The organism is Photorhabdus antumapuensis (genome assembly GCF_020387775.1).
Taxonomy (GTDB): domain Bacteria; phylum Pseudomonadota; class Gammaproteobacteria; order Enterobacterales; family Enterobacteriaceae; genus Photorhabdus; species Photorhabdus antumapuensis.
Genome location: NZ_JAHZMK010000027.1, coordinates 102,619 through 117,654, shown reverse-complemented (window position 1 = coordinate 117,654; position 15,036 = coordinate 102,619). Strand labels below are relative to the sequence as shown.

Below are 15,036 nucleotides of genomic sequence, written 5' to 3'. Positions count from 1 at the left end.
CGTTTAAGCGCTCCTTTTCACAGAATCATAACTATTTCTATAATTATCTCGCATTCACACAGGCAAATACTGCTGAACGATTTCACGACCTATTTCAATTGAAGCAGTTGCTGCTGGTGAAGACGCATTACAAATGTGTAGTGAGCGCATATATGATGACAAATATCAGACTGATTACTACCAGCAATAATTTGATTTGATTGTATTTCACAGTAATAGGCACCAATAAATAAACAGTCTAAACGTGTATATAACATTACAAATTATCTTGCCGAAGAAATATGATGAAAATGCGATCAATATATTTAAGAAAATGAATTCTCTTATGTATGGCTATGGTAAAAGAAAATGGATAATTTATTTAAGCGAAACTCAGATTATTTACTCTATATCACATTTTTCCTGAATAAATTCGCATCTTGCCGTACAATCCTTCCCTTCCCATCCTAATTTATTTAATTACCGGAAGAACGAATGGACAGACGATTTGTTCAATCCCATAAAGAAGCACTTTGGGCTGTGTTCCTAACACTTGCTTACCTTATTGGCTGGCTACTGACTGCCTATTTACCCAGTGATGCTCCCGGTGTCACCGGCTTACCTCGCTGGTTTGAAATGGCATGTTTGTTACTACCAGTCGTATTCATCATCCTCTGCTGGTTAATGGTGACGTTTATTTTCAAAGAAGTCCCGCTGGAGGATGAGAATGCAAAGTGACGTTATCTTACCTTTGCTTGGCTATCTTGCACTGGTATTTCTCTTGTCAGTTTACGCTTATCGACGCCACCAAAAAGGCGCCTTCCTGACTGAGTATTTCCTTGGCAACCGTTCAATGGGTGGCTTTGTATTGGCAATGACCATTACTGCCACCTATATCAGTGCCAGCTCATTCATCGGCGGGCCAGGAGCAGCCTATAAATATGGTTTAGGATGGGTATTACTGTCGCTGATTCAGTTGCCGGCAATATGGCTTTCCCTAGGAGTGTTAGGTAAAAAATTTGCCATTCTCGCCCGTCGCTATAATGCCGTCACCCTTAATGACATGTTGTATGCCCGTTATGGCAGTCGTTTTCTGGTTTGGTTTGCCAGCCTAAGCCTTTTAGTCGCTTTTATTGGCGCGATGACCGTTCAATTTATTGGCGGTGCACGCCTGCTGGAAACTGCCGCGGGTATCCCTTATGGCACGGGATTAATGATTTTCGGTATCTCTATCGCTCTTTATACTGCTTTTGGAGGCTTCAGAGCGAGCGTCCTCAATGATGCCCTACAAGGGCTGGTAATGTTGTTAGGCACTGCTCTATTGCTGGTAGCAATTATCTATAAAGCGGGAGGTCTGTCGGAAGCGGTTACCACATTACGAGCAATTAATCCTGAGCTGGTTTCCCCACAAGGCGCGGACCATATCCTCAGCGGGCCTTTCATGGCATCGTTCTGGATACTGGTCTGTTTCGGCGTAATTGGGTTACCTCATACCGCCGTTCGTTGCATCTCCTACCGCGATAGCAAAGCTGTTCACCGTGGGATCATCATCGGAACCATCGTCATGACGATCCTCATGTTTGGTATGCACCTGGCAGGAGCACTTGGTCGAGCGATTATTCCCGATCTGACCATTCCCGATCAGGTGATCCCAACATTGATGATCACCGTATTGCCACCATTCGCTGCCGGAATTTTTCTAGCTGCACCGATGGCTGCCATTATGTCTACAATTAACGCGCAACTACTGCAATCTTCTGCAACCATTGTCAAGGATCTCTACCTAAGCTTGTTTCCACAACAAATCGTACGGGAAAAAAGACTCGCCCGGATTTCCAGTTTTTCTACCCTGATTCTTAGTTTGTTGCTACTTTTAGCCGCCTGGCGCCCACCCGAGATGATTATCTGGCTGAATCTTCTGGCTTTCGGTGGCTTACAAGCGGTATTCCTCTGGCCATTAGTACTCGGCCTGTATTGGGAAAAGGCCAATGCCTACGGCGCTATTAGTTCGATGATCACAGGGGCAACAAGTTACACTCTGCTCGCTAGTTTCAATATCCATCTATTGGGCTTCCATCCGATCGTGCCATCATTGCTACTTAGCCTACTGGCTTTCTGGATGGGCAATACCATCGGTCAGCGATTACCGCCAAAAGCAGTCAGACCACACTAATTCGGTCACTTTTTAATCTATTTTCAATAAGGAGAATTTTTTATGCCTTGGATACAACTTCGATTAAATACTACAGGACAGCTCGCTGAATCCCTTGGAGATACGCTAATGGAAAATGGAGCAGTATCAGTCACCTTTCAAGACAGCCACGATAACCCTGTATTCGAACCCCTACCAGGCGAGACTCGTTTATGGGGAGACACAGATGTCATCGGGCTTTATGATGCTGAAACAGATATGAAAGCCGTTATCAGCCAGCTCGAACAAGTTCCTCAGTTGGGTAAAGGATTCATTCATAAGATCGAGCAATTGGAAGACAAAGACTGGGAACGTGAATGGATGGATAACTTCCACCCAATGCGTTTTGGCAACCGCCTATGGATCTGTCCAAGCTGGCGCGACGTCCCTGATCCAGATGCTGTCAACGTTATACTAGACCCTGGACTGGCTTTTGGTACAGGTACTCATCCAACCACATCGTTATGTCTGCAATGGCTAGACAGTCTCAATCTGGAAGGTAAAACAGTTATCGATTTTGGTTGCGGTTCCGGCATACTGGCAATTGCTGCGCTAAAACTCGGTGCAACGCACGCCATTGGCATAGATATCGATCCACAAGCTATTCAGGCCAGCCGAGACAACGCAGAACGTAACGGCGTTCTGGAGCGTTTAACACTATATCTGGCGAAAAATACACCAACCGATCTTGAATCTGATATAGTAATTGCTAATATTTTAGCAGGCCCCCTGCGTGAACTCGCACCTGTAATTGGCGCACTACCAAAACCGGGTGGCCTGTTAGGTCTATCAGGTATTTTAACAAATCAGGCAGAAAGTGTTATTCAAGCCTATACTGATAAATTCGTAATCGATCCTGTTGCGGAGCAGGAGGAATGGTGTCGGATATCTGGGGTAAAAATAGCAACAAATTGAAATTATTTTATTTTGTTATAATTCAAGGTGTAGATTTTAATCACTTATTGATGATAATCCGTGCTATCAGCAAACTTACTGATAGAAAAATCCTGAGTGATAAACTTTACCAATAACATATAACACTATGTTATTTATGAATAATTATATTTATCCCAGCAGAAAAGCTGGAAAAATGTTGTAACAAATGACGATTTGCTCAAAGTTTGGCCTTTCATATTTTGCGAAAAATGCGTAATATACGCGCCCTTGCAGTCACAGTATGGCCACTCTTTCTTCGTCTATGCGTATCGGACAATACCAGCTGAAAAACTGTCTTATTGCGGCCCCAATGGCTGGCATAACTGACCGTCCGTTTCGGTCACTATGTTACAAAATGGGTGCAGGTATGACAGTATCGGAAATGCTTTCTTCCAACCCTCAGGTCTGGAAGACAGACAAATCCCGGCTACGTATGGTTCACAGCGACGAACCGGGAATTCGTTCCGTGCAAATTGCTGGCAGTGATCCCGATGAAATGGCGGCAGCAGCGAAGATCAACGTCGCTAATGGTGCTCAGATCATTGATATCAACATGGGGTGTCCAGCCAAGAAAGTGAATCGTAAGCTAGCAGGTTCGGCTTTACTACGTTACCCAGAATTGGTCGAAAAGATCCTTTCTGCCGTTGTAAACGCAGTAGATGTTCCTGTTACGCTGAAAATCCGCACTGGATGGTCGCCAGAAGAACGAAACTGTGTAAAGATTGCCCAATTGGCCGAGCATTGTGGTATCCAAGCTCTGACGATCCACGGCAGGACTCGTGCCTGTTTGTTTAACGGAGAGGCAGAGTACGACAATATTCGGACAGTTAAGCAGACTGTTGCCATCCCGGTTATTGCCAATGGTGACATTACTGACCCGCTTAAGGCCAGAGCAGTGCTTGAATACACCGGGGCTGATGCCCTGATGATAGGCCGCGCTGCTCAGGGAAGACCCTGGATCTTCCGGGAAATCCAGCACTATCTGGCAACAGGAGAACTGCTGTCACCGATGCCGATTGGCGAAGTGCAGCATTTAATGAACGAGCATATACAGGAATTGCACGACTTTTATGGTCCAGGCAAGGGAGCCCGTATCGCACGTAAGCATGTATCCTGGTATCTCCGGGAGCATGCTCCTGATGACCAGTTCCGGCGCACATTCAACACCATAGAGGATGCCAGCGAACAGCTGGAGGTGTTGGGGGCATATTTCGAAAATTTTGCGTAATATAAAGAAAAGAGCTGACAGAACTATGTTCGAACAACGCGTAAATTCTGACGTACTAACCGTTGCTACTGTAAATTCACAAGATCAGGTAACCCAAAAACCTTTACGTGATTCAGTTAAACAAGCACTGAAGAACTATTTTGCTCAATTAAACGGTCAAGATGTTAATGATCTGTATGAGCTGGTACTGGCTGAAGTGGAACAGCCATTGTTGGACATGGTGATGCAATACACCCGTGGCAACCAAACACGTGCTGCCCTGATGATGGGCATCAACCGTGGCACACTGCGTAAGAAATTGAAAAAATATGGCATGAACTAATCACTCAAGTTAGTTCATTAAAAAAGGCGCTGTACCTCTTGGTAAAGTGCCTTTTTTGCCAAACCAAAAATACCCTGTAAATGTACGAATCTGACATGCATGGCAAAGTCTACGCTATATTCGTTCCCCAAAACCTACATCATCTGCATTCAATCTCTCTTTTACCCTACCTGATTGACTGATTTACCATAATTCTAAATTTGCCAATGTCAGGTTATTCCATAACTGATAGGTTATTTTCAGCTCTCATGAATATGGAATAATGGGTTACAGCCAACAATAGGATAAAACAACCACAACATATCAAGACAACACCAAGATGTTGGTTCCAACCTGCTAGCGCCAAACCTCCACCTAACATCACATAATATAGCAAGCCCAATAATGCTCCTGCCGTTCCCAATCTATCCGTATAATTGCTCAATGCAGAAGCCAGGATGTTAGGAATTGCAATTCCGTAGGCCACAACAATCAACATCATAGGCAGAATAAACAACCAAGTATCTTCCAGAACCATTATCAACCCACCTCCAATCAGGACAATAACAGAAGCCAGTAACACTAAGTTTGATGAATTCCACTGTTTATTCAGCAAGAGTTTATTCAACCAAGCACCAATGCCTACTCCCAATGCCAAAAATAATCCCGTGTAACCAAACATCTCAGGAGAGAATCCTAACCGCTCGAAATTAAATGGAGCTAATTGATAATAACTGAACAAACATAGGTTAAAGAGGGCTATCAACAGCGCATTGCACCAAATTGCTACATCCTTAAGCATTATAATTGAAGTACCTATTAGCGGTATTGTTACCATTGACACTGGGCGGGTTTCAGGCAGCCCAACAGCAGACCAACCTGATAATAATACCGCAAGTAAAGACAAGCCGGAAAAGACACCTTTATACCCCCAGAAGTACACCAAAATAGAACCACTTATCATGCCAACAGCCGGGCTTACCGCCAAGGCTACTCCCATAATAGAAAACACCCGAGCTAATTCACTTCCCTGGTAAGAGTCTCTCAGCATTGTTTGCGTTCCTACCGAGCCCACCGCGGCCCCAAATGCAGATAACATTCTGGCAATCAGTAATAACTCAAATTGACTGTTTAGTAATGCCATCAACGAAGCACCGCTATAAAGTAACAATCCACTCAATATCGTTGGCCGTCTGCCTATGAGATCACACAGACGCCCCCAACGACCACACCAATAGCAAAAGCGAAAAAATATAAAGATAAAGTTTGAGCGGCCTGTCCAGCGCTCACCTTAAATTCCTTTGCAATATTGGTTAATGCCGGGCTATAGATAGTTTCTACAATTTGTGGAAACATCATCAGCGCTGTTGCCAGAGTAAGTCCAAGTTTACGTTGCATTGTATTTTTATGAATCAGTTAGACAATAAAACGTAAATTAGCATGCTCTCAATTGTCGTATTACAATAATAAAGACAATTTATTTATTAAATAGGACAAAAATATGGCATGGCTTTCCCGTGATGATAGCTTTGATCCTGATAGCCTTGGAGTACCAGTAGTGGGGATTGCGGCTGAACTAGGTCAACATGACTCAGGATTTCATCAACATGAAATGGGGCAATTATTATTTACCCAGCAAGGGTGCATCAATATCACCCTGGCAGATCACTTATGCATACTTCCACCAACTCGAGTTGCCTGGATTCCACCGCGTATTATTCATAGAGCAGAGATAAAAGAATCCGTCGGATATCGCTCGATTTATCTAAATATAAATCGGACCGGATGTTTAGCAGAACAGATTGAAGTATTGGAAGTTACACCTCTATTACGTGAAGTATTAGAGCGAATCGCGCTATCACCTTTTAACACGGACTGGTTACATGGATCTGCTGCTAACTTATTGGCCGTTTGTCTTGATGAAATCCGCCTGGCAAAAAGAGAGCCGACATTATTACCGTTCCCTTTCGACCGTCGTTTAGCCTGTATCCCCATGACCACACTGCCACCACCGCTCAAAATACTAGCAATGAATATCGGAGCCAGTGAGAAAACTATTAGTCGGATATTTCGCCGAGAAACAGGACTCAATTATCAGCAATGGCGACAACAATGGCGTCTGATCAAATCTATAGAATTACTGGCAAAACAGGGTAATTTGTCATCTGTCGCTAATGAATTAGAGTTTGCCAGTGATAGCGCCTTTGCAATATTTTTCAAGAAAATGACCGGTCGATCACCAAGAGAATATATGTCTGCTTATAAGGAGCGTAATTATTGAGATAATATACAAAAATTGCCGACATCAAAAGAACTATTCACCATACGAACATAGACGTCGGCAAGTGCATCAAATAAAGAAGATAATCAAATATACCCTATGGATTTCAAGATGCATCGCGACGGCAAGGGAGCGAATCCCCGGGAGCATAGCAAACTATGTGACCGGGGTGAGTGAGTGCAGCCAACAAAGAGGCAACTTGAAAGATGACGGGTATAAAAGCTAATAACATTCTACATACATAAAATATACTTATTAAAAGCTACTATTTTTCATCATCATTTATAAGCTGATAAGATACAGCAATATTTGCTGCCTGACCTGCTAATGGGTTGTAATCACTGGACAAATATATCCCTGAAATATAGTGACTATCACCAACATAAAATTTCCTATATCGAGATGTTCCAGGATCGCCAAATAACAAAAACCGACCATCACTCAAAGTAAATACGGCTCTATCAACAGCACCATTGCCCCATACTTCCAAACTGGTAATTCGACTACCATTCAGAGAAATAGATGCCGTCTCAACAGATATTGTACCTAATCGATGGCTACTACCATCATCAAATACAACTGTCAGCCCTCCTACTCTCGGAGCCCCTCCAATACGCACAATATGCCCCATCAAAGACTCTATCTTTCTTCTCTTCCCTCCATTAAGAGCTGGTTTGAGAGGTGGAGCCATATCTTGCTCTGGAGTCAATGCCTGAATTCTGGCTTTTGCTGTTTGACGGTCAAAGAAAGTAGAATAACTTAAAACATCAACATAGATTCTATTATTTACAGACTCAGATTCACTTAATCTATCCCAAATACTGATATATTCAATTCCATGTAAACGACAGTGACCATGAACAGACATAACATTATTTGCGACAGTGTCAGCCGTCGAGTTATTAAGAGCGTCATTAAGCTCTCTATCATAGAGATTATTAATATAACTGTTAGCTTGTTCTACCGTCTTTTTGATTAAACCTCGGACTTTTTCAATATCAATATCACTAAGCCCAATTTCATTTCTTCTCTCTAAACCAGCAACCCAATATGTTATCTGCATCATAACCGTAGTAGAAAACATGGGTAATATCTGATAGTTAACATCATTCGAAAAATTATTAAATTTTTTGTGGTAACCATCTATACTTTCTGCCAAGTTATTAAAAGCACTCCTCGCTTCTTCAGATCCTGGATGCTTATCAAGAAGATCAGCAACAGTTGCCATTCGCTCTTGTATATATGCAATATCACCCGCAAGGATACCTTTAATTGTCTTTAATGCAGACTCCTCTATCATCCTTTCAATTTGTTTGACAATCCCTTCCCATATATTTTCTTTCGATTGAGGCCAGAATAAACCAACTAAAAAAGATATAGCAGGACCAACCGAAGGTATAAAAGATAATCCCCCTATGATTGAATTTTTTACAATATCAGTAACATCCCACTCTAATGCACTCGTTTTTACCGCATATTCATTAGCCACAATGGTTCTGAGGTCTAAAACATTTTCTGTATGCATAATGAAATCCTTAAATTAAAATAAGATGTTTAAACCAAATTTGCCGTAACATAAGCAACTCTATCCGTATTATTATAGATAACAAATTTACTATAATAAAAAGAGCTGCTAGGCACGTTTAATACCTTATCTTCTCCTAATCCTACATCTATAGAACCAGCCTCAAACCATTCAGAGGTAAAACTATGAGACCAGTAAAATTTAGCCGTAACACTATTTGCTAGCCCTGTATTTACAACTCTCAGAGAGCTTCTGGACTCTGGAATTATTGGGGTGTCTACTCTAAATACTTCCACACTAGCATGAGGTGATATAGTCACATCACTCAAAGGACCAACTACATTTAAATCTCTATGTACTGGAACAGGAGAATCAGAATAAACTTCTGCTTTCTGTGTATCTGAATCAACAACAATGGTTATTCTAGACATATTTATTTTCCTCATCAAGATTTAAATAAAACATACTCAACTTACATATAAATATTTTCAAAAAACAGTATTACACTTAATTAAAGATACTCTTTAACTATCATAGAACCACTATTACCTTTGAAACTTAATTCCCCAATATATTACATGGACTTTACATACCACAATAAATCACCAGAATATTAAGACATCCATATTATAAGTTAGTTATTAATGAGACATATCTAAAACAAATCACAACAATATAAAACTATAGCAGAGATATAGTTTGTATCAACTTCCTGATTCAATGAAATCACTATTATTTAAGAATTATTGAAATTATATGAGATATAAACAATATATACAAAAACATTAAAATGGAAATTATTGTAATTACGTTATTCACCTGGAATTAATAATATTAATATTGGTTTCCATAGCATTATATAATTCTAGTTTTTATTTTTCAACTTTGCCTTTATATAGTGACTATAATAATTCACAAATTCACTCACAATGTTAAAATGACAATTAATAAAACAGTCTATTATCCTGACCATATATTTTCATTACATCCTAATAAATAATACTTTCATTACCAATTGATTATATCTCTTATAAGATAACAGATGAATATTCTTAAAAGCGCTCCCTTTCTGATGAAATAAAATTAACTTAATAATAACAAAACAATTTTGACGGGAGATTTTAACTACTCAAATATGCTGAATACAACTCATTGGCCTTTCATTACGCCACCAATAAACTATATCGCTTAAATTAAAATATGACGAAAAAACACAGAAAAAAATGAGGGCAGATTTCAAAACATTTGAAACCACCCCCCGTTGCCCCGACCCCAGATAATACCAAACTTAAAGCATCATTAATGGCGTCCTCACCTTGGGAAAAACAACCTTCCCAGTACTACGAGGATAATCAACCATCAGAATTCCCTTTCTGCGAAAAAGAATACGTCTCTATCCTCCCAAATACGCATTTCTCACAGCTTCATTAACCAATAATGCAGCCCCACTGTCTTCTAGTACGATCTTACCGTTTTCCAATACATATCCTCGGTCAGCCAATTTCAATGCCTGATTTGCATTCTGCTCAACCAGAAAGATTGTCATCCCCTCTTCTCTTAACTGTTGAATAGTGTCGAAAATCTGAATGATAACTATCGGTGCCAACCCTAATGAAGGCTCATCCAGCAACAATAACTGTGGCTGACTCATTAAAGCACGGCCAATTGCCAACATTTGCTGTTCACCACCGGACATCGTTCCAGCCCGCTGGTTACGCCTTTCCTGTAGGCGAGGAAATAAATCATAAACCCGCTCAATGCGCTGCTGATACTGAGTCTTATCAGCAAAAAAGCCGCCCATTGCCAAATTATCTTCCACTGTCATACGAGCAAACACTCTGCGACCTTCAGGAACAATCGCAATGGCCTCACGCATAATACGAGCTGTCGGCCATTGGGTGATATCCTTACCACGAAAAATAATGGAACCTTCTGTCGCTCTGGGTTCACTACATAAGGTACTGAGCAATGTTGTTTTTCCGGCGCCATTTGCACCAATCAGAGTGACGATTTCTCCCTGCTGAATATTCAGGCTGACCTGATGCAATACCTGAACTTCCCCATAATGGGCAGATACCCGCTTAAATTCCAACATAATTAATACACCTCGCCCAGATATGCCCGGATAACATCCGGATTGTTACGAATCTCTTCTGGCCGTCCTTGCGCCAAAGACATTCCCTGATTAACAACATAGATACGATCTGAAATTCCCATCACCAATTTCATATCATGCTCAATCAGCAACACAGAAACTTGATGATGTTCCCTCAGTTCAGCAATTAGGATATTAAGCTCTCCTGTCTCTTTCGGGTTCAGACCCGCAGCGGGTTCATCTAGCATCAAAATTTCCGGACGTACTACCATGCAGCGGGCAATCTCCAAACGCCGTTGCTGACCATATGCCAAATTACCTGCCTGCCTGTTTGCCAGTGGTAACAAACCAACCCGTTCCAACCAAGTTATGGCCCAATCTACGGCCTTAGATTCCGCACGGCGGAATGCCGGCGTTTTAAAAAGACCAGCCCAAAGGCCACTTTTCAGATGCTGATGCTGCGCCACTAATAGATTTTCAATCACCGTCATTTCCCGGAACAACCGCACATGCTGGAATGTTCTGATAACGCCCATACGAGCAATAGCCTGCCCAGATAACCCTTCCAGATGTTTTTCCCGTAGCTTTATAGTACCGCTAGTCGGACAGTAAAATCCTGTCAGACAATTAAAGATCGTAGTTTTCCCTGCACCATTAGGCCCAATAAGAGAAACAATTTCACCCTGATTTAACCTCAGGGCAACGTTATTGACCGCTAGCAAGCCACCGAAGCGCATGGTCAGATCGGAAACCTGCAATAATGGTGTTGCACTCATGCTTGCTTTCCTCCCTGTACCTGTCATTTCAATTTAACATGACGACGTTTTGTCGGTAGCAACCCTTGAGGGCGCCAAACCATCATCAACACCATCATTGCCCCTAGCAGCAACATACTGTAAGCATTTAGATCACGCATCATCTCACGGGAAACCACCAACAAAATGGCCGCTAGAATCACCGCAATCTGTGAGCCCATCCCTCCGAGTACCACAATAGCCAGCACAAAAGCAGATTCAGCAAAAGTGAAGGACTCCGGGCTGACAAATCCCTGCCGAGCAGCGAATAAAGTGCCAGCAAAACCAGCAAATGCCGCACTGATAGTAAACGCGGCCAGTTTAATGCGGGTTGGACTCAAACCAAGAGAGCGACAAGCAATTTCATCTTCACGCAATGCTTCCCAGGCGCGACCTAACGGCATACGTAGCAATCGATTAATAATAAATACTGTCAGTATTACCAACAACAACACCACCAGATAGAGGAAGATGACCCGATCACTTGGATCGTATTTCAAACCAAAGAAGTTGTGGAAAGTATCCCAACCTCCCTCTTTCACACTGCGGTTAAATTCCAGCCCGAAGAGAGTCGGTTTTGGGATCTGGCTGATACCATTCGGACCACCTGTTATTTCAGTATTATTCAACAGTAGAATGCGAACAATTTCACCGAAACCAAGCGTAACAATTGCCAGATAATCACCTCGCAATCGTAATACAGGAAAGCCCAGTAAAAGCCCAGATAAAGCTGCTGTTAACCCCGCCAGTGGCAAGCTCTGCCAAAACCCTAACCCGTAATAGTGAGTTAGTAAAGCATAGGTATAAGCGCCGATAGCATAAAAGCCTGCATACCCAAGCACCAACAACCCCGACAGGCCAACCACCACATTCAAACCCAATCCTAGCATGACATAAATCAACGTCAGCGTAGCAATATCAACACTACCACGGGAGGCTATGAACGGCCAGATAATCGAAGCAATAATGAGCAATATTATCAGTCGTTTTTGCCCTTTAGTTGAGCCATCGAAATCTGGCAGCGACCCGCTTTTAACGGGTATTTTTTTCATCGTCTGTTGAATAACCGGGCGCAATAACTGGAACAGAAAAACAACCGTACAGCCAATACCAATCCATAACCATCTCACTTCATCGGCGCGGTGAACAACCAACTTCGTACCGTCCAACGACAACTGCATCCCCATCATAAAGGCAGACAATACAAATAAAACGGCTGAGGCAATAACAGCATTCACCCAATTGGCATGTTTCATACCTTTTCTACCTCTGGACGGCCTAAAATCCCAGTCGGCATAAACAACAGCACAACAATGAGCAGAGCAAAGGAAACGGCATCTTTATATTCGGTGCTCAAATAAGCAGAAGTCAGGGCTTCAGAAATTCCCAAGACCAAGCCACCAATCATCGCACCCGGAATACTGCCAATCCCTCCCAAGACTGCTGCGGTGAAAGCTTTCATTCCTGCCATAAAACCGATATACGGATTTATCACGCCGTAAAACTGCCCTAACAAAACACCGGCTACTGCGGCCATTACTGCACCGATAACAAAGGTCAAAGAAATAACTTTGTCAGTATTGATCCCCAGCAAACCGGCCATTTTTAGATCTTCCGAGCAGGCACGGCAGGCACGCCCCATACGGGAATGGCGGATAAACATCGTCAGTACCAGCATGGCAAGAAATGTCACTATCCAGATAGTCAGTTGCATTGCGGTAATACTGGCAGAAAACCCATCGCTTTCACCCAATAGCCACTGCCCGGTAATCAGACTTGGCAATGCCAGATCGCGGGAACCTTGTGACAAGCTGACATAATTTTGCAGGAAAATGGACATCCCAATTGCGGAAATCAACGCAATCAGACGTTTGGAATGACGAACGGGTTTGTAAGCCACCCGTTCAATACTCCAGCCATAAGCGCTGGCAATCACAATTGATGTTAAAAAAGCAGCAGTAATCAGCAACCAGCCCAGATCAATTCCCATCATCATCAGAGCAGCAATCACAATAAAGGAGACATAGCTGCCAATCATATAAACTTCACCATGAGCAAAGTTAATCATCCCGATAATGCCGTAAACCATCGTATAGCCAATGGCAATCAATGCATAAGTGCTACCCAGGGTAACCCCGTTTAACATCTGCTGTAAAAAATAGAGAAATTGCTCTGACATACCTTGTACCTCTGGAATAGCAGCTCCTGTCAAGCAGGGGCTGACGGCCATTCGGATGGCTTTACTTCACAGAAGTAGAAGAACCGTCTGCATGCCATTCAAAAATGCCAAACTCGAACCCTTTCAGGTCGCCAGCCTGATTCCAACTCAGTGTTCCCATCACGGTATCCACTGGATTCGCTTTCAGGTCTTTCACCAAATCAGCAGGTTCCATACTGCCGGTACGGCTCATTGCCGTTGTCAGAGATTGCAGGGCGGCATAAGTTGTCCAGACGAATGGGCCCGTTGGCTCCTCTTTCTTAGCTTTGATTGCATCAACGATAGCTTTGTTTGCCGGAACTTGATCGTATCGTTTAGGCAGTGTTACGAACATTCCTTCAGAAGCTACACCGGCAATATTAGATAGCGAAGAGTTACCGACACCTTCCGGTCCCATAAAACGGATATTCAAACCCGCTTGTTTAGCCTGGCGCAGAATTTGTCCCATTTCAGGGTAGTAACCGCCGAAATAGACAAAATCCACATTTTCTTTTTTCAGGCGGGCAACCAGCACTGAGAAATCTTTATCACCGGCAGTAACACCTTCAAACAATACCGTATTGATTCCCACCTTTTTCAGTGTATTGAGAACAGAACGAGCCAATCCTTCACCGTATTGCTGTTTATCGTGAACAATTGCTAGCCGTTGAGGTTTGATCTTTTCAACAATATATTTCGCTGCCGTTGGGCCCTGATCAGAATCCAGCCCAGTGGTACGCAGAATCATTTGGTAGCCACGAGTTGTCAGATCAGCATTAGTTGCCGCGGGTGTAATCATAATGACACCTTCATCTTCATAGATATCAGATGCAGGTTGAGTCGATGAAGAGCAAAGATGACCAATAACATAACGAATGTTGTCATTAATCACTTTGTTAGCAACTGCAACAGCCTGTTTTGGATCACAGGCATCATCATATTCAACGCCCACTAGCTTATCGCCATTGATGCCACCTTTAGCATTAATATCCGCAATCGCCTGACGTGCGCCAGTAAATTCCATATCTCCATACTGAGCAACCGGGCCGGACATCGCCCCCACAATCGCTATTTTAATCTCTTTTGCCCACAGTGAATAACTCATCACCATAGCAATACAACCGGTTAATAATGCCTTACCTGTTACGATTTTCATTTATTTATCCCCGTATTGTTATTGGTCTGCTGATTGTATTTGCCTTTAAGATCTTTCATTATCTGGCTGGAAATCATGACCGTTTGTGATTAATGATTAGATAAAGTGATTTTTATTAATAAGATTTTATTTTTCATGTTATTAAAATAGCATTTCATGCTTAAAATCAAATTGACAAGGTAGCAAAAAGCATTAAATACAGAATAAAACACCGCCAAAGCAGGTTGTAATTTAGACTAATTATAGTGTGATATTCTGGTTAAATATTAGTAAAGCAATCTTTAACTCGAAAGATCGATCACATTAAAAACATTTTTTCCAGTAACGTATAAAAATAGTCACACAACATTCCG

At 42.3% G+C, this 15,036-nt stretch carries 13 protein-coding genes and 1 pseudogene; 6 read left to right on the top strand and 8 right to left on the bottom strand.

Annotated features, from left to right (window positions below):
* Positions 1 to 474 precede the first annotated feature (474 nt).
* The 5 genes from KZ793_RS12455 (at position 475) to fis (ending at position 4,656) form a co-directional block, all read left to right on the top strand.
* A complete protein-coding gene (locus tag KZ793_RS12455) occupies positions 475 to 717 on the top strand; it encodes a YhdT family protein (protein ID WP_118985606.1) in 243 nt (80 codons plus the stop codon).
* Positions 707 to 2,152 carry a sodium/pantothenate symporter gene (gene panF, locus KZ793_RS12450; RefSeq protein WP_225815634.1) on the top strand — a complete coding sequence of 482 codons (1,446 nt, stop codon included), beginning with the start codon at positions 707 to 709 and terminating at the stop codon, positions 2,150 to 2,152. Before KZ793_RS12455 ends, panF begins: the two co-directional genes overlap by 11 nt.
* A 42-nt stretch (positions 2,153 to 2,194) precedes the next feature.
* Positions 2,195 to 3,085, top strand: a complete 891-nt coding sequence (prmA, locus tag KZ793_RS12445; RefSeq protein ID WP_225815633.1) for a 50S ribosomal protein L11 methyltransferase — start codon at positions 2,195 to 2,197, stop codon at positions 3,083 to 3,085.
* A gap of 283 nt (positions 3,086 to 3,368) precedes the next feature.
* The gene (dusB, locus tag KZ793_RS12440; protein WP_118985609.1) at positions 3,369 to 4,334 is read left to right on the top strand and encodes a tRNA dihydrouridine synthase DusB; all 966 of its coding nucleotides are present in this window, start codon (positions 3,369 to 3,371) and stop codon (positions 4,332 to 4,334) included.
* 25 nt (positions 4,335 to 4,359) lie between these two features.
* The gene (gene fis, locus KZ793_RS12435; RefSeq protein ID WP_010847912.1) at positions 4,360 to 4,656 is read left to right on the top strand and encodes a DNA-binding transcriptional regulator Fis; all 297 of its coding nucleotides are present in this window, start codon (positions 4,360 to 4,362) and stop codon (positions 4,654 to 4,656) included.
* Positions 4,657 to 4,870: 214 nt separating this feature from the next.
* Here the strand turns inward: fis and KZ793_RS12430 are convergent.
* A pseudogene (locus KZ793_RS12430) lies at positions 4,871 to 6,033 on the bottom strand (multidrug effflux MFS transporter).
* A gap of 103 nt (positions 6,034 to 6,136) precedes the next feature.
* Here KZ793_RS12430 and KZ793_RS12425 point away from each other — a divergent pair.
* Positions 6,137 to 6,916, top strand: coding sequence for an AraC family transcriptional regulator (locus tag KZ793_RS12425; protein ID WP_225815632.1), 780 nt, complete (start codon positions 6,137 to 6,139; stop codon positions 6,914 to 6,916).
* Positions 6,917 to 7,181: 265 nt separating this feature from the next.
* On the opposite strand, the gene KZ793_RS12420 is transcribed toward KZ793_RS12425, so the two are convergent.
* The 7 genes from KZ793_RS12420 to KZ793_RS12390 form a co-directional block, all read right to left on the bottom strand.
* Entirely contained in the window at positions 7,182 to 8,441 is a 1,260-nt protein-coding gene (locus tag KZ793_RS12420) for an insecticidal delta-endotoxin Cry8Ea1 family protein (protein WP_225815631.1), read from the bottom strand.
* A 29-nt stretch (positions 8,442 to 8,470) separates the two neighbouring features.
* A complete protein-coding gene (locus tag KZ793_RS12415) occupies positions 8,471 to 8,872 on the bottom strand; it encodes a hypothetical protein (protein ID WP_225815630.1) in 402 nt (133 codons plus the stop codon).
* A gap of 962 nt (positions 8,873 to 9,834) precedes the next feature.
* The gene (gene livF, locus KZ793_RS12410) at positions 9,835 to 10,536 is read right to left on the bottom strand and encodes a high-affinity branched-chain amino acid ABC transporter ATP-binding protein LivF (RefSeq protein WP_225815629.1); all 702 of its coding nucleotides are present in this window, start codon (positions 10,534 to 10,536) and stop codon (positions 9,835 to 9,837) included.
* Positions 10,537 to 10,538: 2 nt separating this feature from the next.
* Positions 10,539 to 11,312 (bottom strand): high-affinity branched-chain amino acid ABC transporter ATP-binding protein LivG, encoded by a 774-nt coding sequence (gene livG / locus KZ793_RS12405; RefSeq protein WP_225815628.1) that lies wholly within the window; start codon positions 11,310 to 11,312, stop codon positions 10,539 to 10,541.
* Between the two features lie 23 nt (positions 11,313 to 11,335).
* On the bottom strand, positions 11,336 to 12,586 hold the full coding sequence (locus KZ793_RS12400) for a high-affinity branched-chain amino acid ABC transporter permease LivM (protein WP_225815627.1): 1,251 nt from the start codon (positions 12,584 to 12,586) through the stop codon (positions 11,336 to 11,338).
* Positions 12,583 to 13,509, bottom strand: coding sequence for a high-affinity branched-chain amino acid ABC transporter permease LivH (livH, locus tag KZ793_RS12395; protein WP_225815626.1), 927 nt, complete (start codon positions 13,507 to 13,509; stop codon positions 12,583 to 12,585). The genes KZ793_RS12400 and livH overlap by 4 nt, the downstream gene beginning before the upstream one ends.
* A gap of 61 nt (positions 13,510 to 13,570) precedes the next feature.
* Positions 13,571 to 14,683, bottom strand: coding sequence for a branched-chain amino acid ABC transporter substrate-binding protein (locus KZ793_RS12390; RefSeq protein ID WP_225815625.1), 1,113 nt, complete (start codon positions 14,681 to 14,683; stop codon positions 13,571 to 13,573).
* Positions 14,684 to 15,036: the final 353 nt, after the last annotated feature.